Genomic DNA, 25,335 nt, shown 5'->3' on the forward strand with positions numbered 1-25,335 from the left:
GCCAGAACTTTTAAGCTCCGGCTTAACAAAAACTTTAAAAAAATGAAATAAAGAAATAAACTTATTTCTTTAGAGTATATAAATCGTTCGGCGTATATCTTTTTTTAGGAGTCATGCAAACAACCTATTGATCTGAGGACAAGTGACAAATTATCAATAATAACGTTAAACATGTAATTTTTATAATCTTGTTTTTCATATAATCCTTATTAAATGTGCCGCAGTAAACATGTTTCTACGGCACAAAAACACAAATGATGATAGACGTGCGTCAGGATTTTCACCTTAGACGCTTAACACTTAAGGCAAACTTACCTATTCTCAAGCCTGAAAACAACTGTATGGATGGTAATATTCCGGAATTTTACAAATAAAAAATCCAAAGGCATCTTTAGTTTAACACTAAAGCAGAACTGGGGTCATTATGATAAAATTAAAAAGGTAATTCGTATTGCTTTTTAATATAAAAGCTAATTATTTTAAATGAAAAAAAATGAAGATTAGATAAAGGTGCCGCAAAAAAATCAACCTGCGGCACCAATCACAATTATGAAAAATATGCTTAAGAATATTTTCTTAAACAAATATTTTCCACCACAAACTTAGTATATTTTACTTAAAAAAAGAAAACAATTGTTTTTTTCGGAATTTTTTATACAAATAGCACGATCTTATGATGAATGTAGTAGCTGCATTCTATGTTTAGTCTTGGATAAAAAAGCCGGAAAACTTTAAAACTCCGGCTCTTAAACATCAAACAGTAAAAAAATGAAAGCGAATTATTTGCTTTTAGGTATGAATAATTCTCTTTTTTTATAAAAAGTTCTTAATAAAAGTGCCGCAGCAACATTATATTTCTACGGCACTAAAACACAATTATGATAAAAAAAATAAGCGTTAAGATTTCTCTTAAGTGCTTACATCTACAATACAAATTTACCTGTTTTAGGCTCTGAAAAAAACTGAATGGATAGCAATTTTCCGGAATTTTACAAGTAAAAAACTCAATTTAATACCCATATATAACACTGAAAAGATTTACCGGAAGATCAGATTAAAAATTCGGGCATGCTCAGTTATGTACATCATTAAAATTACAACCAATACAATCTTAACACTCAAACATTTGACCTTTCAGGTAGAATATTTGAGCATTTTACTTAAAATTCTGACCTTTTTGCTCAAATGTTTGAGCGTTTTACTCTGACAATAGAGAAATTTGCCCGGTTGTTTTACTTCTTTACTCAGATAGCCGACCTTTTAGGTCCGATACAGTAGCATTTGGCTCAAAATAGAAAGCAGGAATTTTAAAAACTCCTGCTTTCATTATGAAAAACATTAAAAAAAAGAAGTAACTCGTATTACTTTTGTTTAGATCAGATTATTTTAAATGAAAACAATTTAAGATTTGATAAAGTGCCGCAGGTAAATCTGCACCTACGGCACCAACAAATGAATAAAAGGAATTCTGTTGTATTTATTTAATAAATGTTTTCGCTAATGTCCGGAGCTTTTTTTGTATTAAAAAAAGTGCCGCAGGTAAAGTGTGGTCCTACGGCACCCAACACAAATCCTGATAACGTATTTTGATTACTATATCGAGTATATGTGTTTTTTTAATTTATTGCAATCGCCGTAATAGAGTTTTCAGCCCAGTTTCCTCCAAAATTGCTTAAATTTACTCCTGCTGGCGGCGGACTGTTTGTTACAGTATCCCCGGCTATATATCGATAAGTTTTATTGCCTCCAGATGTATTATTTATTAAAACAGAGCCTGAATATGCATTAAACCAAGACTGTCCATTTACAGTAAAACTCATTAATACAGGAGCTGTAACAATATCTGCAGATCTGACTCCTGCTTGCCCTACTGTTGTTAAGTTTTCATCAGAGAAAGTAGTTCTAATAAACAGCCAGTCATTTGCTRTTGTAGTTCCTTCAATTTTTGCAAGCTGGGTAATCATAACCAACCATTTTCCCGGTGGTAATGTAATAGAAGCACCAGTATATCTATACTCAGAAAACACATCAAAAGGCAAATCATATCCTGCATTAGCATTTTGACCAATAATTGTTTTAGTTCTATTATCTTGCCAAGTTCCTACACCATTTACATCAGAGGTTAATATTTTCCCTTCCCCTTGTGTACCGTCTACAATTTTAATCGCACCGTTTGTAGTACCATTGTTTACCTCAAGTCTTGTAGATGGAGTTGTTGTGCCAATTCCTATATTTCCCGCAGGTGCAGCTGCAGATCCGGTAAGCCCTGTTCCAAAGATTGCACCACCAATGTTGAGTTGGTTACTGTTTGTATCATTTGCTAATTGTTGATTAGAACCTATTACAATATTATTCGATGTGCCATTTTTCAGCTGACTACCCGCTGTAAAACCAATACCAATATTAAGATTACCATCTGTATTAGAAATGTTTGACAATGCACTTAACCCAATCGCTATATTGTTGCTTCCTGTTTGATTGTAAACCAAGGTACTTGCTCCTAATCCTACATTAGTGCCTCCTTCTGTATTTGAAATTAAAGAACTGTGACCAATAGCAACATTTGATGTTCCTGTAGTATTGCTTTTCAGTGCATAAGCTCCCATCCCTGTATTGAAGGTTCCCGTAATATTTGAAAAAAGCCCTTGAACACCAAAAACAGTATTGTCTGGATTGTTGTTTTTACCTTTTCCCACAGTAATTCCGGTTATATTTAAATCTCCACCGGTAATTGTTTTAATTGTGTTATTGATATTAGCTTCTTTATAAATTCTTTCTCTTTCTATATTGTTGGTTTTTACAACCAAATCTATAGCATCAGTAGTTCCTATAAAGTTTGTACCGGCAGTGGTTCCGCTATTTCCTAATAGTGACCAGTCATTTCCTGCATTCCCTGTATTTCCATCATTCAGTTTTTGCCAAATGCTTCCATCAAAATAAAAGTAACCTATGCTTGTAACATTTATGGTTTTTGCAGTGGTGTCTGAAGCAGCTAAGGCTTCCGATACATATACTAGACTGGCTTTCTGGTCGGTTCCATAAAGCGCATCTTTAGCTTTCAGCTCAGATCCTTTTAGTCTGGGAGCTATAAGACCGTCAATTTTTGTAAGGTCTGATGGTTTTCCTTTCACATCCAACGTAGCCTTTGGAGTTTCTGTATCTATTCCGACCTGCGAATAGGCTAAGACGGAAGAAAATAACATTATTGTAAAAAATTGCGTTTTCATTATTTCTTGTGTTAAATTTTGTGTTTTAAAATTGTACTCAAAAGACAGATTTCTCAAGCCTGAGCTTCATGGTTTAACCGCCAACTAATACTGGTGGGAAATATAAATTGTAAAATACTGGTGGTTTAGTTTACAATGAGCTTTCAGATAGAAAAGCTCATGGTGCATTTAGTTAAATAGTAATGCTTTTGTTTGAAACATTTTTTCATCATTTCTGTTTTTTTTAATAATAAATTTTTTGTGTCATTCTGATTGCTTAATTCCGGAAAATTAAAACAATCCGTTTTTAGAATCTGTATTGCAATGCTGAGAAAATTAACCTGAGGGAAAAAGCTAATTTCTCAAAAAGCGCTCGAAGCATTGCGGTGCAAATCTAATACTCACCGAACCCTAAAACCACAAAACATGTGGTAAAATTCCGGAATATTACAAATATCAAAAAAAACAATCCTTGAAAATCAACATTTTAGCCAATCCCGGTATATTATTTTTTTTAATCTTAAGTAAACTAGATACTGTCTGGAAGTTTTAGGGAAGGTTGTTCAACCTTTCAACATATCAGTAGATATATCTTTTAGAATTTAATTTTTTTCATCATTTGTTCTTTTATAATTTTTTTTCATTTTTTAGATTGTTCAATATCGACAATTAAACAAACTGTTTTTAGAATCTGCATTGCAATGCTGAGAAAATTAACCCGAGGGAAAGAGTTAACTTCTCATAAAGTGCTCGAAACATTGCGATGCAAATCTAATACTAAACGGAAGCTGAAAACAAGAAACCTTCTTGTACAATTCCGGAATATTACAAATATAATAAAAACAATTAACTCCTGAAAACCAATATCTTAAAACTAAAAATCGCAAAAATTTTCATTTTATTACGAATCGCTTTTTTGGGTTGATTTCAGTTTTCAATTTCTAAATATTTATCATTTGTAAGTAAAAAATCATCTCTGTTTTCAATTCAATTCATCGGTTTCATGCGCATCATTTTTATTTTTTTCTTTTAACGACGAAATAAACTTTGAAGGTGTAATTTTCGTTTTTCTTGTAAATACTTTAGTAAAATAGCTGTGTGAAGAAAAGCCCGCCAGATCCGAAAGATAAGTAAGCTTGTATTTGAGGCTTTCCGGATTGTCATTTAAATAATTCAGGATGTATTGTATTCGCAGGTCATTAATATATTCGCTGAATGTTTTACCGCGGTGCTCTTTCAGCAGATAATTTACGTATTTGGTGTTGGTATCGAGAATGCTTACAAAATTATTTACCGTGAAATTTTTTGCGGTGAATGCATTTTTACTTTCAAAAACTTCAAGTTTCCTTAGGAGTTCAACTTCTGTCTCCTCCGGGAAAAATACGGATGCCGGATCTTCAAAATCTTCATCAGAGACCTTTTGGATATTATTTGCTATTTTACTTTTTAAAATGTCAGAACCAGCTGCTTTTTTGTTTTCAAGCTCCTTAATAATATTTTCAAAATGCTTTTTCTGGTTTTTCCGTTTTCTTTTTTTGTAAGCAACCACACCGGCAGACAACAGTAAGCCAGCCAGAATCATCATATACTTATACTCTTTTTGCAATCTCAGCTCTGCATTCTTGCTATTGATTTCTTCTGTGATGACTTCAACGCTTTCTTTTTTTGACCTGTCTTTCAGCTGAATAAACTCCCTGAACAATTCCCCTCTTCTTTCAAAGCTATCTATGTTGAGTGTCAGACGCAGTTCCAGCAAAATAATCAGCTGTTCGTATGTTTCACTCTTTTTAGCTGCATCTACAGCTTTGTCGAAATACATTACTGCCTCTTCTTTATTATTTTCTTTGGTTGCAATTATTGCTTTGCAGGCATAATATACTTCCATCCGGTAGTTATAGTATGCTGCATCTTTTTTATAGTTATCAAATATTGCAAGCTCTTTTCGGGCTTGTATAATATTTCCTGTCATCAGGTAATCAAAAGCAAGAAAACAATGCCCCGCCCTGAAGTTGGAGACTGCCATTACAGGCTTTTATTTATCTGGTGAGAATATTCAAGACTTTTTATCCGGTAGCTGATTGCTTCCTGATATCTTTTCTGATTTTCTAAAAATTAGCCCTGATTCTTAAGGTCATTGCAGAAAAATCAGCAATTTTAAGTTTATCTGCAATTTTTTCTGTTTCTTCAAGCTTTTGGTAAGCCTGCTTCATAAATCCTGACTTCTGATAAGCCAAAGACAAATAATAGCTTGCCATGAAATGATCTTCGGCTCTGTGATGTTTTAAAAAAAACGAATCGCCTTTTTTAGCGTATAAAATACTGCTGCTGTAATCTCCTTTCAGAAAGTAACCCATAAAAAGATGGTAATATCCTATTGAGATTTCGTTATCAGAACCGGCAGCAGCAAGAATTGCTTTTCCTGAACCAATAACTTCATCTGCATTTTTAAAAGGAAAATCGTAAATATTCTCAACTTCCGAATTTATAGCGCTTTCACTATAAAGTTTCTCAGAACAAAATATTGCAAGTAAAAAAATTATAGATTTTATAAGGTGTTTTTTCATCATCAACATTCTTAATAAATAATTCATCCTTAAAAAAGACCGAATTAAATAATTTCATAAAGTAATGAAAAAAGTGGGTTTTGCCCGGAATCAGACCCCCTAATAACCACACACTTATAAATAAAACATTTCCAAAATACTGATTATAAGGAAATTACATTAAATCGTTTGGAGTTTTATGTAAAGGTCAAAATGAGTTTAAGTCTTTATGTAGGATTAAAAAACATTAGAATAGTAATAAACAAAAAAGACTGCTAATCAATGATTAACAGTCTTTTTGTGTACCCCAGACGGGACTTGAACCCGTACATCCTTGCGGATACAGGATTTTAAGTCCTGCGTGTCTACCAATTCCACCACCAGGGCGTGATGAGAGCGAAAAACGGGACTCGAACCCGCGACCCCAACCTTGGCAAGGTTGTGCTCTACCAGCTGAGCTATTTTCGCAATTTGTAGTGCGGATGAAGGGACTCGAACCCCCACGCCTCACGGCACCAGATCCTAAGTCTGGCGTGGCTACCAATTACACCACATCCGCATTATTATTGAGTTATTTTAAAGAACTTGTTTCGTTTTTGTGAGTGCAAATATAGGGCAATTTTCTTTACTTCCAAACCTTTTCTGAAAAAAAATTTATTTTTTGTAAAATTTATTTGAAACCATTCTTTTTAAATTTCATTTTATTACTTTTACATCGTTAATATTTACGATATGGAATTACAAGGAACAGTAAAGAAAATCACTGATGTTCAAACATTTGCGAGTGGTTTCCAAAAAAGAGAAATGGTTATTCTTACACAAGAGCAATATCCACAGCCAATCAACATCGAATTTTTACAGGATAAAATAAATTTGCTGGATTCTTTGAAAGAAGGAGAAAATGTAAAAGTAGGAATCAACATCAGAGGAAGAGAATGGGTTTCACCACAGGGAGAAACCAAATATTTCAACTCTATTACAGGGTGGAGAGTAGAAAAAGTTTTTGATAATGCTTCAGAACCTACACAAGCTGCTCCGTCTCAATCTGCTTCTCCGGTTTCAAATGAAAACCCTTTTGCAGGTGACGATGATGATGATTTACCTTTTTAATCAGAAAACAAAATCAAATACAAATCCTGCTTTTTGAAAAGTGGGATTTTTTTTCTCATAATGGTTCGATTAGACGAAAACGAAATATCTTTCCCCGATCCTTCGCAATATGACGGGCATGAAGGCATCATTGCCTTCGGTGGAGATTTATCTCTGGAAAGAATCTGGTTTGCTTATAAGAATGGAATTTTCCCTTGGTTTAATCCCGGTGAAGAAATTCTTTGGTGGTGTCCCGATCCGAGATTTGTACTTTTCCCGGAAGATTTGAAGGTTTCAAAATCGATGAGAAAGATTTTAGACAGAAAGGTTTTTACCATTACCGAAAATCAAAATTTCAATGAAGTGATAAAAAACTGTCAAAAAATCAACCGKAAAGGGCAGGAAGGAACCTGGCTTTCTGATGAACTGATGGAAACTTTTATTACCCTTCACATTTACGGCCTTGCAAGAAGCGTAGAAGTCTGGCAAAACAATGAACTTGTTGGCGGGTTTTACGGCTTACAGATCGGAAAGATATTTTGCGGAGAAAGTATGTTTGCAAAGGTGAGCAATGCTTCCAAAGCTGGATTTATCCATTTTATAGAAACACACAAAAATGATTTAAAATTAATCGACTGTCAGTCTCACACCGAACATTTAGAAAGTTTGGGCGCGAGAATGATTCCTAAAAAAGATTTTTTAAAAATTTTACACCAAAACCATGAACGCAGATAAAGAAAAATGGCTTCTTCTGATTTTACTGAGTGTTATCTGGGGCTCTTCTTTTATTTTGATTAAAAAATCCTTAGACCACTTCAGCCCTTATCAGGTGGGAGCTTTAAGGGTTTTAATTGCCGGAATTATCTTAATGCCTGTTGCAATTTCAAAACGTAAACTTTTCCCGAAGAAACATTTGAAATGGCTTATTTTGGCGGCTTTTACAGGTAACTTCATCCCGATGTTCTTATTTCCTATTGCGGAAACTGAGATCAGCAGCAGCATTGCAGGAATAATCAATTCGATGATGCCGATTTTCGTCATTATTGTAGGCGCTTTAATATGGAAATTCGAAACCAATCAAAGACAGATCACAGGAGTTATCATAAGCTTTACGGGAGTTTGTTTACTGGCTTTCGGCGGCGATGACGGTACTAAATTTAAACTGTTCCCGATACTTTTATTGCTTTTGGCAACTTTATGTTATGCCATAAGTACAACAACGGTAAAATCAAAGCTGATGGAGGTTTCATCTACTATTTTATCTGCATTTGTATTTTCTTTTGTATTGTTTTTGCCTTCAGTAATTGCATTGCTTTCTACAGGTTTTGTTTCTACATTTACATTTAGCAAAGAAAATATGATCGGATTAGGTTTTGTAAGCTTACTTTCTGTTTTCGGAACCGGATTGGCAATGATGATGAATTATCGTTTATTAAAAGTTTCCACACCCCTGTTTGCATCTACCGTTACTTTGCTGATGCCGATTGTTGCAATAATCTGGGGCGTTTTAGACGGCGAAAAATTAACTTCTTTGCAGTTTGCAGGAACAAGTATTATTATTGCGGGTTTAATCTTTTTAAGAGCCAAAACAGTGGTGAAAAAATAGCAGGTAAATTACTCTATTGTTTGTGGCATATTAAAATAGCCACGAATGCACGAATATAATTCTAAACATAAAAATCCCGCATCACTGCAGGATTTTCTTATTTTAAATAAATGCTAAATTGACTTCCGGAAATTTGAAAACTTCCATTATCAATCCTATAAATTCTTCTTTTTAACTTTCGCTTTTGCTTTTTTCACCTCATCTTTTATGTACGGATACTTCTTCTGCATATCTGTAATCAATGAAGGGTCAAGCTCTAAAGCTTTTTCCAAAGATTCACCACCTTTTTCATGATCTCTTAAATTAAAATAGCAGTTGCTCAACTGGTAAAATAATTCTGCTCTGTGATGGTGTTTTAAAGCTAAATTTAAAACCGTAACGGCTTCTTCATACTCTCCAACCAACATCAAAACCTCAGAATATGCATACCAATTATAAAATCTCGAAGGTTCTGCATCTACCAATTTTTTAAGGCAAGAAAGGCTTTCCTCAAACTTACCCGAATCGATGAACAAAAATGCCAGTCTTTTCTGATAATCAAGGTTGCTTTCATTTAATAATGTTGCTTCTCTTGCGAAGTGTAAAGCTTCTGGCATGCCGCCCATTTCTTCATAAAGATAAGACTGCTCCATCATCGAAAGATAAAACTGAGGATCTTCTCTTAACGATTTCTGGAACGAGTTTAAAGCAATGATCGGCTGTTTTAAAGCTTTATAGCACAATCCGATTTTATAAAAAGTAAATGCTTTTGTGTATTCCAGCTCCAGCATTTCTTCGTAAACCTCGATTGCTTTGTGATATTGATTTAAAGCTTCATAACAGGCTGCTTTGCTCGCATAAACTCCAACTGAGCTGGAGTTGATTGCCAACATATAATCGAAACCTTTGATGGCTTCTTCGTAATTTTTTCTGTTGAAATAATATTGTCCATACTCACCCCATGCAATTTCTGAATACGGAAAATCATCAAGATAGCCGTTCAGAAAAGCAATCGCTTCTTCACTCTTATTAAGATCATTAAAGCAGACCATTGCATTTTCCAAAGAATATTCATCCATTGGATCATGTTTCAATGCTTGCTGATAATGTTTAAGAGCGTTAAAAGGATCTCCAAGATTCACATATTCATCTGCAATAAAATTATTGAGGAAATTTTCTTCTTCCTTCAATTCCAAGGCTTTTTTGCAGATTTCGATGGATCTTTTGGGATTTCCTAAATTCGAATAATATTTGGCGTAGCAAACCAAAAAGTCTGTATTCTCCATAGAAGAACCTTTTAACTCGTCGATCAGTTCTTTCGCCATATTATAGTCTTCCCATTCTAAAAGAACCTCCAGTTTTTTAATCTTGATTTCTAAAGAATTGGGATGAAGCTTAAGACCGTAATTTACCGCCATATCGGCATAATTAAAATCTCCCAGCTCCAGATAATAAACAATAATGTCTTCCAGTTCTTCGGTATCGAAGTAGAATTCATCATTATTTTCCATCATTTCCTCGAACTTTTTCACCAGTTCATTTCCAAAATATTCTTCCAATATCGTCTCATTCTGTATTTACAACGTTAAAAATTCCTTATCAACATTGTAAAACAATTTATTAATTACTATAAAATAATTTTTCTTAACATTGATGATTAAAGTATCATCTGACTTAGATTAAAGTTAATCAATTTAAATTTTATCCGGGTTTCTTCTGTTGTCAAAAAAAGAAATTATCTGAATTTTATTATTTTTAAACTGATAGGTCATAGAGAAGTTTTCTAAAATCACAACCCTTCTTAAACCCAATACCGTATATTCTTGTACTGCTTCTGGGTTGCTTCGCAGAATTTTAATCATTCTCAAGGTTTCATCAAATATTTTTTCAGAATAAAAACTTGATTTGTTATGCTCTATCCAGAATTGATAAATCAGATCAAACTCACGGATGGCTTTTTTTGTCCACACAATTTCAATCATTTACCGTAAGACTTCAAAAAATCTTCATGGGAAATTATATTTCCATTTTCAATATCTTCCAGTCCCTCTTCAATCATTTTCTTTTCCGCTTCTGAAATACCATCCCACCATGTTTTTTCTTCTTTTCTGATCTTTGAAATTTTATCAATAATCTTTAAATCATTAATTGAAGAAAGCCAATGGATCAATTCTAATTTTTTTGTCTGAAGCTCTAAATTTACATCCATTGTAAAATATTTTACTTAAAGTTATAAAATTTATTTTAAATCAAACTTCTGATTTTTGCAATCATATCATCACCCAGTTTATCGGCTTCTTCCTGAGATTTAGCCTCTGTATAAATTCTGATAATCGGCTCTGTGTTTGATTTTCTCAAATGAACCCAATTGTTTTCAAAATCTATTTTTACACCGTCAACAGTAGAAACCTCTTCATTTTGATACTCTTTTTCCATTTTAGTTAAAAGAGAGTCTACATCAATTTCCGGAGTCAGCTCAATTTTCTTTTTACCCATAAAATAGCTTGGGTAACCAGCTCTTAGTTCAGAAACCGTCTTGTTTTCTTTCGCCAAATGCGTCAAAAACAAAGCAACTCCTACCAAAGAATCTCTTCCGTAATGAAGATCAGGGTAAATGATTCCACCGTTTCCTTCACCGCCGATTACCGCATTTTTTTCTTTCATTAAATTCACTACATTCACTTCTCCTACTGCGCTTGCAAAGTATTCTGAGTTGTGAGTTTGTGCAACATCTCTCAAAGCACGGCTTGAAGAAAGGTTTGAAATTGCCACACCATTTTTATTTTTCAAAAGATAATCTGCAACAGCAACCAAAGTGTATTCTTCCCCGAACATTTCACCTTTTTCGTCGATTAAAGCTAATCTGTCAACATCCGGATCTACAACAACGCCAAAATCTGCATTTTCTTTCTTTACCAGCTCACAAATATCTCCCAAATGCTCTTTCAACGGTTCAGGATTGTGCGGAAACTGTCCGTTCGATTCGCAGTATAATTTCACGGTTTCACAGCCTAATTTATCCAAAAGCATTGGAATTGCAATTCCGCCAGTAGAATTTACGGCATCAAGAACGATTTTATATTTTTTAGCTTTAATTGCTTCTACATCTACCATCGGCAAGTCTAAAATCTTCTGAATATGAATATCAAAAGCATCTTCTCTGGTTTCATACTGCCCCAAATCATCTACATCGGCATAGTTGAAATCTTCACTTTCAGCCAAAGCTAAAACTTCAGCACCATTTTCTCCGCTGATGAACTCTCCTTTTTCGTTTAATAATTTTAAAGCATTCCATTGTTTCGGATTGTGAGAAGCGGTTAAGATAATTCCGCCATCTGCATTCAGTTCAGGAACCATTACTTCAACAGTCGGAGTTGTGGAAAGTCCCAAATCGATCACGTTGATTCCCAATCCCTGTAAAGTTGCAGTAACTAAAGAATTGACCATCGAACCCGAGATTCTTGCATCGCGGCCGATAATCAGCGTTAAATCTTTTTTATTTTTATTATTCTGAAGCCAGGTTCCGAAAGCAGAAGCAAATTTTACAACATCAAGCGGTGTTAAATTGTCGCCCACTTTCCCGCCAATTGTTCCGCGAATTCCTGAAATACTTTTTATTAATGACATTTTATTATTTTTATAATTCTTTTATTTTCCAATTGCATTTAATTGAGCAACTGTATTATCAACAATCATATGAACAATTTCAGTTAATTCCATAAGTGAAACTTCTGAGCCAGTTATCTTTATTTGATCTATTGCTGATTTAGAAATATTATTGATACCTTTTAAAATACTTGGATAGTTCATTAATGACGGATTGTTAATTAATTCGAACGGATCAATTTTCGGACTAATATATTCCTTTTTTGTTCTCAAAAATGCCATTTTATAAATAATTAAAGACATTTTTTTTACTTCATTATCAGCATCTTGGTTCCAAACATTCAATCTAATAAGTTTTTCTATTATATCTGTAACTTCAAATAATTCTTTACTAACCATTGTTTTTTTTTGCAAAAATACAAATAAAAGACACGACATTAGAATGAAATATTATTTACATATTTTTAAAGTACAGGAATTTTTTTCTGAATTTTATTATAATTTCTTTCTACAACTTTGGGAGGCGGAAAGCGATAACCGATGTATAAAAGCCCGTAAATGTTGTTGTTTTCAACGGTAGCGTTTTCTTTTTCATCATAAGCTGTTGCATTAAAATTTAGTTTTCCGCCAAACAAAAAACGGTCAGAATTGTATCCTATATGCAAACCTCCCGATCCCTTTGCCGTTACGTATTGCTCTTTTTGCTTTGGTCCTTTTGTTCCGTCTTCTAAAGTATCTTTGAAACTTGTAAATTTCCCGCCAAAACCTACTGTTAAATAAGGTGCAATATTCACTTTTTCAGCGATGACCCAATTGTAAAAATAGCCGATGTTTGCTCCAAAATTGTATTGATATTCTTTGCTTTTTAAGCCATCAATCATGTTGCTGAAAATAGTAAAATCATAGTCTAAAAACGGAACCCAGCTTCCTTTGCTGTTTTTCTGCCATTCACCTTGTGTATAAAGGCTTTTTAACGAAAAATCTTTATTTAAAATATATGCTGTGGAACCTCCAAAAGTCTGAACCCTTAAATCCGGAAACTTAATGTAAGGATCTCTGTCTTTTTGCCAACCCGGAATAAGATCCTGCATGTTTTCGATATAAAATCCTTTTACATTTTTATAATAAGCGGTCTGTATAAATCTTTGAGGAAAAAACCTAAAGCTGAAGTTGGTGTAAGCACTGTTTCCTTTTCTGTCGTTGTCATTATTTCCCGGGAAAAATCGAGGAGTAAAAGATAAAGTTGCACTGATGATTTTGTAATCTACAGATAACGAAGCTTTTGTTTTGTTATTGACAGAAAGTATGGTTTCGTTTAAATTTTCTTCATCCCCTTCCGAAAAAGTGTAGTTTTCTATATTCGTGTCTAAATTTACACGAATCATTACTTGATCTGCGTAAGATTTTATTTTTGTGCTGTCTGTTTGCGCTTGTGAATAAAAACCCATCAGACAAAGAAAAAAAACGGAAGCTTCTTTTGGATTCAAATTGAGATTTAGTTTTGGGAAATGAAATTACTACAAATAAATTTATATTGGTTGAAAAGAATTTATTTTTTATAAAAATTCAAAATTAGAAATAATTTATACCTTTGTAAAAAGCAGATTATGAATACGATAATAGTGCATCCTACAACCCCTGAAGAAGCCAGCTTTTTAGAAAATCTTTTAAATAGAATGAAATTTTCTTTTGAAAAAGTTTCTGAAGAAATTGTGACTGTTTCGCCAGAAGAATTAAAATCTATTAATAACGGTATTGATGAAGCTAATGCTAATAAGTTGGTTGAAAGCTCTGATGTTCATCAAAAAGCTCGAGCATTATGTTCGAAATAAAATGGACTCCTGAAGCGGAAAAACTATATTTAGAAATATTAGAATATTGGATCAATCACAATAAATCTAATATTTATTCTTTAAAAATAATTGAAGAAGTCGAACGAAAGGAGAAACTACTTTCTCATAATCCTTTTATTGGAGCAATCATTTTCGGCACAAAAGAACAAGTAAGAAGAGTTTTGGTCTTAGAAAACTTTTCTATGCACTATAGAATAAATAAAACAACTGTTGAGATTTTATCTTTTTGGGCAAATAAAAAAGACAACCCATTTTAATTTATAAAGTCTTTTCTAAGAACATCCGCAATCTTTATCGCAACCCGATCTTTTAGAGCTGAATTTCTTTGGTGAGAAATTTTTCCTGATGAATCTATATAGAGAGTAGCAGGCAAAAAGCACCAAAAGCCCAATAATGATATATTGAAAGATTAATGAAGAATCCATTACTTTAAGATTTGATAAGCTATCAACGACACAAAATATGCCAAACCGGTCATCATGGCTACCTGAAAGCCAGTCCATTTCCAGCTTTTGGTTTCCCTGTAAACTACTGCTAATGTGGAAACACACTGCATTGCAAACGCATAAAATAATAATACCGAAACTCCCGTTGCAAAGCTGAACACCTTTTCGCCATTCGGTTTTACATCGTGTCTCATTTTATCGATTACTTTTCCTTCGGGAGCATCGTCATCCAAACTGTATAAAGTAGACATTGTTCCCACAAAAACTTCTCTCGCCACGAAACTCGTAAGAATTCCCACTCCCATTTTCCAGTCGTAACCAAGCGGTGCAATTGCAGGCTCGATCGCTTTCCCCATTCTTGCCAGATAAGAATGATCTAAATGAACATCAGTTGCAACCATTTCATCCGGATTTTGCTTCGGCCCAAAATAACTTAATACCCAGATAATGATACTTACAATGAAGATAATTTTTCCGGCTCCTGTAATAAAATCCCAGACTTTTCCTAAAACCAGTTTAAAATCGTAGCCGAAAAGAGGTTTTTTATAAGTTGGCAAATCCATCACAAGATAGGTTTTACCGTCTTCTTTAATGAAGTTTTTAAGAATTGCAGCCGATAATAAAGCCACAAAAAATCCTAACAGATACATTCCTAAAAGCACCAAGGCTTTATATTGAATTCCAAAAATGGTTTTATCTGAAATAATTAAGCCAATAATAATACTGTAAACCGGAAGTCTCGCAGCACAGGTCATAAATGGCGTCACCAAAATCGTAAGCAGCCTTTCCTTTAAATTTTCAATATTTCTTGTTGAAATTACCGCCGGAATCGCACAAGCCGTACCAGAAACCAATGGAACAATACTTTTTCCGTTTAAACCGAATGGTCTTAAAATCCTGTCCATCAGGAAAACCACTCTCGCCATATATCCCGAATCTTCCAGTAAATAAAGGAAATACAGAAGGATTCCGATTTGTGGTGCAAAGATGATGATTCCGCCTAATCCGGGAATAATTCCCTGCGAAACCAAAGAATTAACAGGACCTTCCGGAAGATGTGTTGCCGAAAACTCAGAAAGCCAGGCAAAAGCCTCGTCGATCCAGTTCATCGGATATTCCGCTAAAAAGTAAACGCACTGGAAAATAATTAAAAGGATAAATAAGAAAACTACATATCCCCAGAATTTATGAACAAGAATTTTATCTAATTTCTCTGTTAAAAGCTCTTTAAACTGCGCTTTTTTAGTAATAACATCCTTCAGAATCTTATCAACATTCTGGTAACGTCTTACCGTTTCCTGAACCTGGAGTCTTTTCGGAACTTTATTTTTTAATTCTGAATCTGAGCCTTTTCCAAGAGTGAAATTAATCCACGACTGGTACTCATTTTCAGAATTTTCGTCAAGAAGATCTTTATGCTCTGCAGGAATTTCGAAGCTTGATTTTTTGGAAGTAACAAAATCATTAGTAAAAACAGCTTCTTTAATTGCTTCTATCCCTATCTTTTCTTTTGCATTGGTCTGAATAATTTTGATATTTAATGTCTGAGAAAGTTTTTCAATATCAATGTGGATTCCTCTTCTTTCTGCCTGATCAATCTGATTTAAAACCAAAATCATCGGAATTCCAAGATCCTGAATCTGCTGAAATAATAACAGGCCTCTTTTCAGGCTTAATGCTTCCAGAATATAAACCACTCCGGAATATTTTTTTTGTCCATCAATCAGAAATTTAGAGAAAATCGCCTCATCTTCAGAGCTCGGATAAATACTGTAAGATCCCGGAAGATCCACAATCTCCACCTCTTCATTTTTATAAGAATAATTACCCGTATGGCTTGAGACAGTGACACCTGCGTAATTTCCCGTTTTCTGCTTTTTGTTTGACAAAGCGTTAAAAACGGTTGATTTTCCTACGTTCGGGTTCCCTACTAAAAGTATCTGTTTTTTGTTATTTTCCTGCATTAATCAAATCTTCTACAATAATGAAATCTCCTTCTTCTTTACGCAAAGCGATACGACTTTTTTCTGCGCCAAATTCTATGTAAAGCGGACCATTGAATGGCGCCTGATAAAGAATTTTAAACAGGGTTTCGGGAAGAAGCCCCATTTCTATAATCTTGGTGGGCATTTTCAGGTTTTCATTATCATAATCTACTATTTTCCCAATTTTATTTTTTGGAAAGCTGCTTAATGTATGTAATTGATTATCCTTCAAGACCCTAAAATTTTTGTGACTGCAAATATAGCTATTTAAATTTAATCTAAATAACGTTACATTTCATATTTAAAGGCAGTTAGATTTATAATATCTTCAATTATCTGATGCAACAAACCCAAACACATTACTGCATCTGGGTTTATAAATATAATTTAGTTAAAATTGATTTTATTTTTTGTCTTTTTCTTTACCCACTTTTTCAAGATTACCAACACTTACAGAATTAGGTTTTTCGATAGGGTTATCATTAGAATTGAAGAAATCTTTTGCCATTTTCTCTTGTTTTTTCATCATTTCTCCTACTGTGATATCAGATCCTGGCATTTTCATGCTAGATATTTCTGGAGTAATTTTTTGACGAAATTCTCCCATTGGATCTTTTTTGAAAGTAGCATAAGCCTTTTCAAACTTTTCTTTACTTGTAGGAGTTACTGAATTCGACATCCCATATTTTGCATTAATTTTTTCTGAATAAGATAGTTCTTCATAGTTTTCAATTTTCTTGTTACCGCTTAGTTTCCAAGAATAATCTTTTTCTGTATCTTCAATCTTAACGATTAATCCGGGCAATCCATAAAATTTATAAGGTCCATCCTGAAAAGGAATATCTGTGCTGAACCAGGCAGTCCATTTTCTTCCTCCAAAATCCGTTGTTGCTTTTTGAGTATTATATTCTCCTATTTTTTCTTTCTCAGGGAGAATATTCCACTTAAATTTTATATCATCTTCATAACCAAATAAGTTCATACTTATTCTATCTACAAATTGCTCTTTCATTTCAGGATATGTTTTCACAATCTTGTATGAAAATTTTGGCATTTTAATAAGCTTAGACATATCTTTAAAAGATTTAGTCTTTTCCATTTCTTCAACAGCTAATTTAATAATAGAATCCTGAGCTGCAACTGTGTAATCCTGATAGATTGATTTTTTACTTGTTATATCTAAAGTAGCAATTACTTTATCAATTTTTGTTGAATCTTTTTTTGGCTTAAAAGTCAATTCATAAAAAAATCGATTTGCTGTTTCCTGTGCGTTTGCAAAAGCAAAAACGGCAACAAATAATATTGAAAGTATATTTTTCATTATATAAAAGGTTTACTCAATTAGTTTGCATGAGTTGGTTTTTGTTACAGATTTTATGAAACAAAAATTAATTTTCTTTAAAAAAATTTCAGCCCGACAATTATTAAATAGAAAGATTCTCTATAACCAGATTTTCTCCGCTTACAAAAAGATGGTAATGAGGCYAGGTTTTATTCAGGGTTTCAAAAAAGATTCGTGAGGCATCTTTCTGCATAGAATCGTGAAGTTCAATAACCAGTATTTTTACTTTTGGCAGCCAGTTTTCATAGTTTTTAGAAAAGACTTCTTTTTCGCTGCCTTCTATATCCATTTTTAATACATCTATTTTATCCAGATTGTATTCTTTGATAATCGTATTGATGCATATGGCTTCAATTTTACCATTTTCGTTGTCTTCTCTTACCTGAATTCCCCATTTTGAAGCATTCTCATCAATAATTTTTAGCTTGACATCAGTACTCCAGACACCTTTATTTAACAGCTGTACATCAGAATAATTTTCGAGATTCTTTTTTGCCATCATAAAATTATCCGGATCCGGTTCAATGGTAAAACATTTAGCGTCGGGAAATTTATTTTTCATTAAAACTGTAAAAAGTCCTACATTTCCTCCCGCATCTATAATGGTTTTCGGGTTTTTGTAATGATGAGGCAGATATTGTTTTTCTATAAAAATCTGTTTAAAAACTTCCAGATCAGACGGCTCGTTTTTTCTGAGATGGATYGGGTGTTTTATTCCGTAAATGCTAATATTATTTAAGTCTGAAGATGAAAGTTTTTTATAAAGCTCATAGCCTTCTTTGAATCCGTATTCAGTATAATAGGGTAAAAAGTTTTTAATTTTTAAGTATATTTTTTTTCTCATTTATTTGATTTTATTTTTGCTAAAATAAAATTTTTCTCATTAAACTTTCACCTGTTCCACAATAAAATTATTAATTCTGCATCACCAAACTTTACTAAGTCAGAAATCTTATTTTTTATTTTTTTATCAATAAAACAATTACAGCTCTTTTAAAATTTTTAAATTTAAGCTCACCCAAACAAATATTTTATGGATACCTTAAAACAACTAAGAGACGAGCTAAAAACCGAGTATCAGACCACAAAAAGGTTTTTGGAAATTTACCCCGACAACAAAAATGACTATGTTCCACACCCGAAAAGCATGAAAATGATGCATCTTGCCACCCACATTACGGAAGTTTTTGGCTGGGCTGGGTTTATGCTCAATTCTTCAGAACTCGATTTTGYCAGAAGCGGAATGGAGCCAAAGCATCTTTCTACAAAAGACGAACTTTTAAAAGTTCTGGAAGAAAACTACAGAGCAAGCGAAGAAGCGCTGGAAAAAGCATCTGAAACAGATTTAGAACCGAGATGGGCTTTGAAAAACGACGGACACGAGCTGGCTTCGTGGACGAAATATGAAGCCATTCGTCACAGCTTAAACCAGATTACGCATCACAGAGCACAATTGGGAGTTTATTACAGATTAAATGACATTGAACTTCCGGGAAGTTATGGTCCGACTGCAGACAATCCTAATTTTTAAAATATTTTTAAACAAAAAACCAATCTCGATGAGATTGGTTTTTATTATTTATTTAAAATTGAATTTTACTGAAAGCATTACCTGGCTTGGTCGTAATTGAATTCTTGTATATCTTACTGCATTCTGAGAAGCTAAGATGTCATACGTTTCAAAAACTTTTCGGTTGGCAATATTCATCCACTTTAATTCAAAATCAATTTTCTTTTTAGACCATGTATATTGGTAAGAAAGATCAAAAAAAGCATTATCAAACTTTCTTTCACCATCACTAGAATTTACCTGATCCCAATTGAAACCTATTGTATGATTTTCTAATGGATAAATAAATGCTGCAAGATTATGGTTAAATCCTGTATTAGGAGCTAATTTTCCTCCATTTGGAAGTCCTTTGTTTTCTTGTGTAGTTCTGGAAAGACTTAAAGTATAATCAATACTCATCCAACTGAAATAAGTATTGTTGAATTTCAGTCCATAAGATTGATTGTTGTTTTGGCTTTCGTATTGGATATTGTTAAAAAACGCATCAGAAACGGTATCCGAATTTCTATAGCTTACGGATAGATTTGTTTTAAAATTCGGAAAGTATTTTCCAACTTCACCGCTAAAGCTGTTGCTTGTAGAAGTATTATCCTGATTTCTGTACTGAATTAAAGTAAATCCTGTTGTAGGATCTAAAACCGGAGAAGATAATAAGTTTCGTTTTGTGCCGCTGATTCTGTAGTTTAAATTAAAGAATAAATTATTTAACGGGTTTCTATATTCTATTCGTGAACCTATGCTTTTTGTATTGATTTCAGGAATAGGGTTTTTTGCATCCATTACATTAAATCCTGCCGGACTTGACAACAGATATCCTGCGTAAGCTGTCTGTATATCTCCAAAATTATTACTGATGTTTCCGTTAAGGCTTGCTTTCCAAAATGAGGCAAAACTATATTGTAAAAAAGCATTTGGAGTAAATGTAGCTTTGCTTAATGATTTAGAAACTCCTCTTACATCATCTTCAGCTTTAATGTTATTAAAATTCACGGGTATATTTGCAAATAAGCTCCATGCATCATTTTTATAATTAATTCCAAGTGAAGCGGAAGGTATTATTTCTGTAAATTCAAGATTATTTTCATATAAAGAACTTCCGAAATCTGGTGGAGCTATGGTTGGAATAAGAGGATCCTGAACTGCTAATCCGTCAAAATTTGTATTTAATTTATTGGTTGAATAATCAAACCCTACTTCCGGAGTAAAAGTCCATCCTTTTTTTGTAAAACTGATATTTGCAGAATGAGAAGTATCTAATGTTTTTATTCTGAAATCTTGTACCGCTCTCGTTCCGGGTGCAAAATTTATCGTAGCATATTTATCCGGATCAGTTGGATCTACTTTAGGAAGTAAATAAGGCAATGGAAACTGTAGATAATTTGCAGGTGAAATGCTCAGAGTCTGGCTGTCATCCTGATAATTAATATACGATTTTAAGTTTACCATTTTTTCTTTCCATGGAATAATGGTACTTAATGAGTTCTGAAAAGATGATGTCGGAGACTCCAGAGATTGATCGCCCACTCTTCCTACTCTTGTAGCCAATGCTCTGTCTGCATTCCAAAACTGAGAAAAAGTAGTGGTATTTTTAAAGAATCCTTTTTTCGCATTTTTAGTGAAAATCAATTCACCTTTTACTTTATCGGTATAGAAATTATTTTTTGTTGTCGTTGTAATTGTTGATCCTGACTGATTGGCTGTTCCTGCATACACCGTTTCTACGTTATCTTCTCTTTCTACAGAATTGTTTGTATAATTCGCATTAGCTTTCAATTCCCATTCTTTTTTCTTATCAATATTTGTAAGATAATTTGCTGATAAATAATGTACGTTATTCATCAAATATCTTTTCACGGGTGTATTCGGAATACTTGCTGTTTCTACTCTAAGCCAATTGTTTTGTGAAGCATTTCCTCTTCTTCCTTCCCAAGAGCTTCCGAAGCCTATAATATTTCCTTCATTTTCTACCTGCTCTCCCATATTATTGGTTTTGTAGTTGGCAACCCATTGGCTTTTTTGTCCAAAAAACATAGGCGTTAACTTTACATTCCACAGCCATGGATCTCCAAAACCGGTTCCAACTTCGCCTCTTCCGGTCATGGTAACGGCTTTTTTAAGTTTAATATTAATCGCAGCGGCATCAGAAGGAATTTTACCCTGCAACATTTTTACAGGTTGGTGATTTTCCAGAACCTCAACTTTCTGCACCGCATCTTTCGGAAGCGAGTTATTGATTGTTCCGTATCCGCCTTCCATTAAGTCTTTTCCGTTAACGTAAAATTTATTGATGGCATTTCCCTGGTATAAAATAGAGCCGTCTGCATTTACTTCAATTCCCGGGATTTTTTTCATTACGTCTGCCAAAGTACGGTCACTTTTGCTGTCGAAAGCTTTGAGATCGTAAGCAATGGTATCGCCTCTCGAGGTAATCATTTTGGTTTTCAGCTGTACTTCTTTAATTTCGGTAGCTTCAGATTGTAGTTTGAAGGAAAGGTTCTGATCACTGTTGCTGATTTGTTTTGTGATCGGTTTTTGGTTAAAAGCTTTTACTTTTAGATCTACATTCGATTCTGAAGACGTAAAAGTCACTTTATATTCCCCTTTAGAATTGGTAATTCCGTAGGCAAGAATGGCATCTTTTCCGGGTTCTTCAATCGTTACACTTGCGCTTGGAATCGCTACACCATCTTCATCGGTAATTTTTCCGGACACCGTTTTTTGAGCAAAAGTGATTACGGAGAAAAAAACCATCAGGAAAAGGTAAATATTTCTTTTCATAATTTATTATTTGATTAATTAGTTATTTGTTGAAGGCTTTTGTTACACTTTATAGAGATATAAATTTTAGCATTTAGTTAAATCATATTTTTATAACTACAAACATAGTGATAATTTAGACAGTAAATTTTTTAGCATTAAATTTTATAAAACTTTAACGTTAAAAGCAATAGCAACCAACATAAAACATCACCAAAAAGTGATCAAATGTAAAGAGCTAAGTGAATTAAATCAAAATAAAATTTTAAAGTCTGTTTTAAAGTAAAAGAAATTCTTATTTCGACTAAATAAAAAAATGATTAAGGTCATAGATTAAAAATATCTTAATTTAAATTCCGTAAGTAAATATTTAATAATTTTGTAACACTAAATTTTTAAAAAATGGGGGTTATTCTAAAACCTATTGATATTGTTGACGATATTACTCAAGAAGAGTTTCGTAAGAAATATCTGATACCAAGAAAACCAGTCGTGATAAAAAATATGGCCAAAAAATGGCCCGCCTATCAAAAATGGACGATGGATTATGTGAAGGAAGTGGTAGGAGACATTACAGTTCCCCTATATGACAGTGCAAAAGCAGATCCTGCCGCACCGATCAACACGCCTACAACGGAAATGAAATTTGCAGATTATATTGATCTGATCCAGAGAGAGCCTACAGATCTGAGAATTTTCTTTTTTGATCCTATCAAGCGTGCTAATAAACTTCTTGAAGATTATATTTCACCAAAAGAATTGATGGGCGGATTTTTAGATAAATATCCTTCCATGTTTTTTGGCGGAAAAGGTTCCGTAACATTTTTACATTACGATATTGATTTAGCCCATATTTTCCACACGCATTTTAACGGAAGAAAACATGTGCTCCTTTTTGAATATAAATGGAAAGAAAGACTTTACAAATTGCCTTATGCTACCTATGCTTTGGAAGATTATGACATCACAAATCCTGATTTTGAAAAATTTCCTGCATTAGACGGCGTAGAAGGTATTGAATGTTACCTGGAGCACGGCGATACTTTATTTATGCCGACAGGATGGTGGCACTGGATGAAATATCTCGACGGAAGCTTCTCTATCTCGCTTCGTGCATGGGATAAATCATGGGCTGTAAAAGCCAATTCTCTCTGGAACCTTACCGTACAGAGAAATTTTGACAATTTTATGAAAGGCCGTTACAAAAAACGCTATATGGATTGGAAAGAAAAAAAGGCAATAGAAAGAGCTAATTATGCCTTGAAAAAAGGATTGCCTAAAAGATAAATGACTTTTCATCATCAAAGATTAAAGCAATTTTTTGATTTCTGAATTTCAAATTTGTTTTTCAATAAAAACCCCTAAAAGCCTGAAACTTTTAGGGATATTTTTTACTTATTTTTAATTAAAAAGCATACCATCGTCCACATTTATTAACACAAAACGGTTCTAAATCAGGATCTGTGGTTGCAGCCTGAAGACAAGCTGCCTCAGTAGTATAATATGGTCGTCCTGAACCCCACCAAGTTGCACATTCCGGGGTAATTCCCCCTTTAATTGATTTTAAATTTTCTCTTGAGATTTTGTTTAATTTTTTCATAATGATTTTGTTTAATTTTCCTACTCTATCCGTTTTTCGGAAACCACGATTTATTTCCCCAAGGTAAGAAATATATAATATAAAATCACACTTTTTTGAAAAATTTATTACAAGAGCTTAATTTTTTTCTGTTTATTCCTGCGAAATGTATTTTGCATCCACAAAATCCGTCAGCCAGAACTTATTTTCTGAAAGATAAAATGCTATTCCGTCTTCAAACATTTCTTTTGTTTTGATAACTAAAATAAGCGGTTTTCCGTGGCGCATTCCAACTTTGGTTGCGGTTTCCTTGTCCTGACTAAGATGAACGTGTTGCCTGCTTCTTTTCTCAATTCCTTTTTCTAAAATAGAATCGATATTGGTTTGAGCAGTTCCGTGATATAAAAATTCCGGTGGCTGTTGTGGAATTAAAGCCAGATTAACATCTATCGAATGTCCCTGATTCGCACGGATTTTGGTTTTGCCTTCATTAAAAACAAAACGTTTTTTGTCATTGGTTTCTACAATTTCTTCGAGTTCCTCAAAAGTAAAACCTTGAGAATCGTTGATTGATTTTGTAATTAATTCTTCGACATTTGCCCAACCGTTTTCATCCAAATTCAAATTGATAATTTCGGGTTTATGTCTAAGAATCAGGCTTAGAAATTTGCTTATTTTTTTCTTGTGTTGTYCGTTCATTGTTTGCGTTTTTTAATTTCTGTTCTAATTAAAAAATAAAATTTCAATGTCTGTAATAAATCTCTGATTTTACAGTATTTTTCATTACGCAAGATTTACCAATCTATCAAATAGTAATTTCATTCCCTGAGTTGCCGTTTCTTTCATCACAACCGCTCTTTGTCCGTGTCCAAAGCCTGTTTCATTTGGGTTGATGACAATTAAAAGGCAATCATCTTTGATATCATGAAGCAATCCTGCAGCCGGATAAACCTGCAAAGACGTTCCGATTACCAGGAAAATATCTGCTTCTTTCGCTTTTTTCGTGGCTTCATACATCAGCGGAACATCTTCTCCAAACCAAACGATAAAAGGTCGCAATTGCGCTCCGTCTTCGGCTTTATCGCCTATCTTAATATCGTTTCTTTGTTCATAAATCAAACCTTTGTTGTTGCAGGAACATGACTTGAACAATTCTCCATGCAAATGAATGATATTTGTGGAACCCGCTCTTTCATGCAGGTCATCAATATTTTGTGTAATAATCTGAACTTCGAAATGCTTTTCCAGATCGGCAATTAATTTGTGTGCATCATTGGGCTCCACTTCATGAAGCTGACGACGTCTCTGGTTGTAAAATTCTAATACCAAAGCTCTGTCTTTTCGCCATCCTTCCGGACTTGCCACATCTGTGATGCTATGATTTTCCCAAAGACCATCTCCGTCTCTGAAGGTTTTTATTCCGCTTTCGGCACTGATTCCGGCGCCGGTTAATATGGTTAGTTTTTTCATTTGTTATGGTTAAAACGTTCTGATATTAAATCATAACTATTCGGTTTCAATTTCATATTATGAAAAAGAATATTTTATGTTCAAGTTTTTCAACAATTTCTAATTTATGCTCTTCTTTCATTTTAATACCAAAATATATACTTTTTAATGATTCCTCATTGTAGCCATGCGATCCTGACAAGAGAGTTATTAATCTAACCTCTTCTTCATATGACCAACATTTTGATTTATTTGATAAAACAAACTTTACAATAGAATTTACATTACTTGTTGATTTCAGAGGAATATTTGAAATTTTACTCCT

The 25,335-nt window shown here is 33.5% G+C and carries 25 protein-coding genes and 3 tRNA genes; 7 read left to right on the plus strand and 21 right to left on the minus strand.

What is annotated here, in order from left to right:
• Positions 1-1,616: 1,616 nt before the first annotated feature.
• The 6 genes from AB4Y90_RS00785 to AB4Y90_RS00810 form a co-directional block, all read right to left on the minus strand.
• A complete protein-coding gene (locus AB4Y90_RS00785; protein WP_441555268.1) occupies positions 1,617-3,227 on the minus strand; it encodes a hypothetical protein in 1,611 nt (536 codons plus the stop codon).
• A 961-nt stretch (positions 3,228-4,188) separates the two neighbouring features.
• Positions 4,189-5,229 carry a helix-turn-helix domain-containing protein gene (locus AB4Y90_RS00790; protein ID WP_441555269.1) on the minus strand — a complete coding sequence of 347 codons (1,041 nt, stop codon included), beginning with the start codon at positions 5,227-5,229 and terminating at the stop codon, positions 4,189-4,191.
• A gap of 82 nt (positions 5,230-5,311) precedes the next feature.
• Positions 5,312-5,797, minus strand: a complete 486-nt coding sequence (locus AB4Y90_RS00795; protein ID WP_441555270.1) for a hypothetical protein — start codon at positions 5,795-5,797, stop codon at positions 5,312-5,314.
• A 255-nt stretch (positions 5,798-6,052) separates the two neighbouring features.
• Positions 6,053-6,136: transfer RNA gene (locus AB4Y90_RS00800), tRNA-Leu, on the minus strand.
• 8 nt (positions 6,137-6,144) lie between these two features.
• Positions 6,145-6,217, minus strand: a tRNA-Gly gene (locus tag AB4Y90_RS00805).
• A 9-nt stretch (positions 6,218-6,226) separates the two neighbouring features.
• Positions 6,227-6,308 (minus strand) — tRNA-Leu (locus AB4Y90_RS00810).
• A gap of 173 nt (positions 6,309-6,481) precedes the next feature.
• Here AB4Y90_RS00810 and AB4Y90_RS00815 point away from each other — a divergent pair.
• Genes AB4Y90_RS00815 through AB4Y90_RS00825 form a run of 3 tightly spaced genes read left to right on the plus strand, consistent with a single transcriptional unit; the run spans position 6,482 to position 8,444 of the window.
• Entirely contained in the window at positions 6,482-6,859 is a 378-nt protein-coding gene (locus AB4Y90_RS00815; protein ID WP_378179778.1) for a DUF3127 domain-containing protein, read from the plus strand.
• A gap of 60 nt (positions 6,860-6,919) precedes the next feature.
• Positions 6,920-7,573, plus strand: coding sequence for a leucyl/phenylalanyl-tRNA--protein transferase (gene aat / locus AB4Y90_RS00820; protein WP_441555272.1), 654 nt, complete (start codon positions 6,920-6,922; stop codon positions 7,571-7,573).
• On the plus strand, positions 7,560-8,444 hold the full coding sequence (locus AB4Y90_RS00825) for a DMT family transporter (RefSeq protein WP_441555274.1): 885 nt from the start codon (positions 7,560-7,562) through the stop codon (positions 8,442-8,444). Before aat ends, AB4Y90_RS00825 begins: the two co-directional genes overlap by 14 nt.
• A gap of 155 nt (positions 8,445-8,599) precedes the next feature.
• Here the strand turns inward: AB4Y90_RS00825 and AB4Y90_RS00830 are convergent, their stop codons facing one another.
• The 6 genes from AB4Y90_RS00830 to AB4Y90_RS00855 all read right to left on the minus strand — a co-directional run bounded on the left by AB4Y90_RS00830 (position 8,600) and on the right by AB4Y90_RS00855 (position 13,516).
• The gene (locus tag AB4Y90_RS00830) at positions 8,600-9,982 is read right to left on the minus strand and encodes a tetratricopeptide repeat protein (RefSeq protein ID WP_441555275.1); all 1,383 of its coding nucleotides are present in this window, start codon (positions 9,980-9,982) and stop codon (positions 8,600-8,602) included.
• Positions 9,983-10,117: 135 nt separating this feature from the next.
• Positions 10,118-10,393: a type II toxin-antitoxin system RelE/ParE family toxin gene (locus tag AB4Y90_RS00835; RefSeq protein ID WP_441555276.1), complete on the minus strand. Its 276-nt coding sequence runs from the start codon at positions 10,391-10,393 to the stop codon at positions 10,118-10,120.
• An 8-nt stretch (positions 10,394-10,401) separates the two neighbouring features.
• Positions 10,402-10,632 (minus strand): hypothetical protein, encoded by a 231-nt coding sequence (locus tag AB4Y90_RS00840; protein WP_441555277.1) that lies wholly within the window; start codon positions 10,630-10,632, stop codon positions 10,402-10,404.
• Positions 10,633-10,667: 35 nt separating this feature from the next.
• Entirely contained in the window at positions 10,668-12,050 is a 1,383-nt protein-coding gene (gene glmM / locus AB4Y90_RS00845) for a phosphoglucosamine mutase (protein WP_441555278.1), read from the minus strand.
• Positions 12,051-12,071: 21 nt separating this feature from the next.
• The gene (locus AB4Y90_RS00850; RefSeq protein ID WP_441555280.1) at positions 12,072-12,428 is read right to left on the minus strand and encodes a hypothetical protein; all 357 of its coding nucleotides are present in this window, start codon (positions 12,426-12,428) and stop codon (positions 12,072-12,074) included.
• Positions 12,429-12,493: 65 nt separating this feature from the next.
• On the minus strand, positions 12,494-13,516 hold the full coding sequence (locus tag AB4Y90_RS00855) for a DUF4421 family protein (protein WP_441555282.1): 1,023 nt from the start codon (positions 13,514-13,516) through the stop codon (positions 12,494-12,496).
• 120 nt (positions 13,517-13,636) lie between these two features.
• Between AB4Y90_RS00855 and AB4Y90_RS00860 the strand changes: the two genes are divergently transcribed.
• Together AB4Y90_RS00860 and AB4Y90_RS00865 are read left to right on the plus strand one after the other, a co-directional pair.
• Positions 13,637-13,861: a hypothetical protein gene (locus tag AB4Y90_RS00860; protein ID WP_441555283.1), complete on the plus strand. Its 225-nt coding sequence runs from the start codon at positions 13,637-13,639 to the stop codon at positions 13,859-13,861.
• Positions 13,849-14,139, plus strand: coding sequence for a type II toxin-antitoxin system RelE/ParE family toxin (locus AB4Y90_RS00865; RefSeq protein ID WP_441555284.1), 291 nt, complete (start codon positions 13,849-13,851; stop codon positions 14,137-14,139). Before AB4Y90_RS00860 ends, AB4Y90_RS00865 begins: the two co-directional genes overlap by 13 nt.
• Positions 14,140-14,306: 167 nt before the next feature.
• Here AB4Y90_RS00865 and feoB read toward each other — a convergent pair whose 3' ends face one another.
• From feoB to AB4Y90_RS00885, 4 genes are all read right to left on the minus strand, one after another.
• Positions 14,307-16,292, minus strand: coding sequence for a ferrous iron transport protein B (feoB, locus tag AB4Y90_RS00870; protein WP_441555285.1), 1,986 nt, complete (start codon positions 16,290-16,292; stop codon positions 14,307-14,309).
• Positions 16,279-16,545: a FeoA family protein gene (locus AB4Y90_RS00875; protein WP_441555287.1), complete on the minus strand. Its 267-nt coding sequence runs from the start codon at positions 16,543-16,545 to the stop codon at positions 16,279-16,281. Before AB4Y90_RS00875 ends, feoB begins: the two co-directional genes overlap by 14 nt.
• Positions 16,546-16,716: 171 nt before the next feature.
• Positions 16,717-17,634 (minus strand): GLPGLI family protein, encoded by a 918-nt coding sequence (locus tag AB4Y90_RS00880; protein ID WP_441555288.1) that lies wholly within the window; start codon positions 17,632-17,634, stop codon positions 16,717-16,719.
• Positions 17,635-17,737: 103 nt separating this feature from the next.
• The gene (locus AB4Y90_RS00885; protein ID WP_441555290.1) at positions 17,738-18,499 is read right to left on the minus strand and encodes an FkbM family methyltransferase; all 762 of its coding nucleotides are present in this window, start codon (positions 18,497-18,499) and stop codon (positions 17,738-17,740) included.
• Between the two features lie 189 nt (positions 18,500-18,688).
• Between AB4Y90_RS00885 and AB4Y90_RS00890 the strand changes: the two genes are divergently transcribed.
• Positions 18,689-19,186, plus strand: a complete 498-nt coding sequence (locus AB4Y90_RS00890; RefSeq protein ID WP_441555291.1) for a DinB family protein — start codon at positions 18,689-18,691, stop codon at positions 19,184-19,186.
• 48 nt (positions 19,187-19,234) lie between these two features.
• On the opposite strand, the gene AB4Y90_RS00895 is transcribed toward AB4Y90_RS00890, so the two are convergent.
• On the minus strand, positions 19,235-22,003 hold the full coding sequence (locus AB4Y90_RS00895; RefSeq protein ID WP_441555293.1) for a hypothetical protein: 2,769 nt from the start codon (positions 22,001-22,003) through the stop codon (positions 19,235-19,237).
• Positions 22,004-22,384: 381 nt separating this feature from the next.
• Between AB4Y90_RS00895 and AB4Y90_RS00900 the strand changes: the two genes are divergently transcribed.
• A complete protein-coding gene (locus AB4Y90_RS00900; protein ID WP_441555294.1) occupies positions 22,385-23,269 on the plus strand; it encodes a cupin-like domain-containing protein in 885 nt (294 codons plus the stop codon).
• A 118-nt stretch (positions 23,270-23,387) separates the two neighbouring features.
• Here the strand turns inward: AB4Y90_RS00900 and AB4Y90_RS00905 are convergent, their stop codons facing one another.
• From AB4Y90_RS00905 to AB4Y90_RS00920, 4 genes are all read right to left on the minus strand, one after another.
• The gene (locus AB4Y90_RS00905) at positions 23,388-23,582 is read right to left on the minus strand and encodes a hypothetical protein (RefSeq protein WP_441555295.1); all 195 of its coding nucleotides are present in this window, start codon (positions 23,580-23,582) and stop codon (positions 23,388-23,390) included.
• Between the two features lie 132 nt (positions 23,583-23,714).
• Positions 23,715-24,260: an RNA 2'-phosphotransferase gene (locus AB4Y90_RS00910; protein ID WP_441555297.1), complete on the minus strand. Its 546-nt coding sequence runs from the start codon at positions 24,258-24,260 to the stop codon at positions 23,715-23,717.
• 84 nt (positions 24,261-24,344) lie between these two features.
• Positions 24,345-25,031: an SIR2 family NAD-dependent protein deacylase gene (locus AB4Y90_RS00915; RefSeq protein WP_441555299.1), complete on the minus strand. Its 687-nt coding sequence runs from the start codon at positions 25,029-25,031 to the stop codon at positions 24,345-24,347.
• Positions 25,032-25,083: 52 nt separating this feature from the next.
• The coding region (locus AB4Y90_RS00920) for a hypothetical protein (protein WP_441555300.1) at positions 25,084-25,335 on the minus strand (252 nt) is incomplete at its 5' end.

The organism is Chryseobacterium sp. 2TAF14 (assembly GCF_052115105.1).
GTDB lineage: Bacteria > Bacteroidota > Bacteroidia > Flavobacteriales > Weeksellaceae > Chryseobacterium.

Excerpts from the sequence above, each read along its gene's own strand:
- AB4Y90_RS00790 (WP_441555269.1), bottom strand. The coding sequence starts at position 5,229 with ATGGCAGTCTCCAACTTCAGGGCGGGGCATTGTTTTCTTGCTTTTGAT.
- AB4Y90_RS00795 (WP_441555270.1), bottom strand. The coding sequence starts at position 5,797 with ATGAATTATTTATTAAGAATGTTGATGATGAAAAAACACCTTATAAAA.
- AB4Y90_RS00815 (WP_378179778.1), top strand. The coding sequence starts at position 6,482 with ATGGAATTACAAGGAACAGTAAAGAAAATCACTGATGTTCAAACATTT.
- AB4Y90_RS00825 (WP_441555274.1), top strand. The coding sequence starts at position 7,560 with ATGAACGCAGATAAAGAAAAATGGCTTCTTCTGATTTTACTGAGTGTT.
- AB4Y90_RS00840 (WP_441555277.1), bottom strand. The coding sequence starts at position 10,632 with ATGGATGTAAATTTAGAGCTTCAGACAAAAAAATTAGAATTGATCCAT.
- glmM (WP_441555278.1), bottom strand. The coding sequence starts at position 12,050 with ATGTCATTAATAAAAAGTATTTCAGGAATTCGCGGAACAATTGGCGGG.
- AB4Y90_RS00850 (WP_441555280.1), bottom strand. The coding sequence starts at position 12,428 with ATGGTTAGTAAAGAATTATTTGAAGTTACAGATATAATAGAAAAACTT.
- AB4Y90_RS00860 (WP_441555283.1), top strand. The coding sequence starts at position 13,637 with ATGAATACGATAATAGTGCATCCTACAACCCCTGAAGAAGCCAGCTTT.
- AB4Y90_RS00865 (WP_441555284.1), top strand. The coding sequence starts at position 13,849 with ATGTTCGAAATAAAATGGACTCCTGAAGCGGAAAAACTATATTTAGAA.
- feoB (WP_441555285.1), bottom strand. The coding sequence starts at position 16,292 with ATGCAGGAAAATAACAAAAAACAGATACTTTTAGTAGGGAACCCGAAC.
- AB4Y90_RS00880 (WP_441555288.1), bottom strand. The coding sequence starts at position 17,634 with ATGAAAAATATACTTTCAATATTATTTGTTGCCGTTTTTGCTTTTGCA.
- AB4Y90_RS00895 (WP_441555293.1), bottom strand. The coding sequence starts at position 22,003 with ATGAAAAGAAATATTTACCTTTTCCTGATGGTTTTTTTCTCCGTAATC.
- AB4Y90_RS00900 (WP_441555294.1), top strand. The coding sequence starts at position 22,385 with ATGGGGGTTATTCTAAAACCTATTGATATTGTTGACGATATTACTCAA.
- AB4Y90_RS00905 (WP_441555295.1), bottom strand. The coding sequence starts at position 23,582 with ATGAAAAAATTAAACAAAATCTCAAGAGAAAATTTAAAATCAATTAAA.
- AB4Y90_RS00915 (WP_441555299.1), bottom strand. The coding sequence starts at position 25,031 with ATGAAAAAACTAACCATATTAACCGGCGCCGGAATCAGTGCCGAAAGC.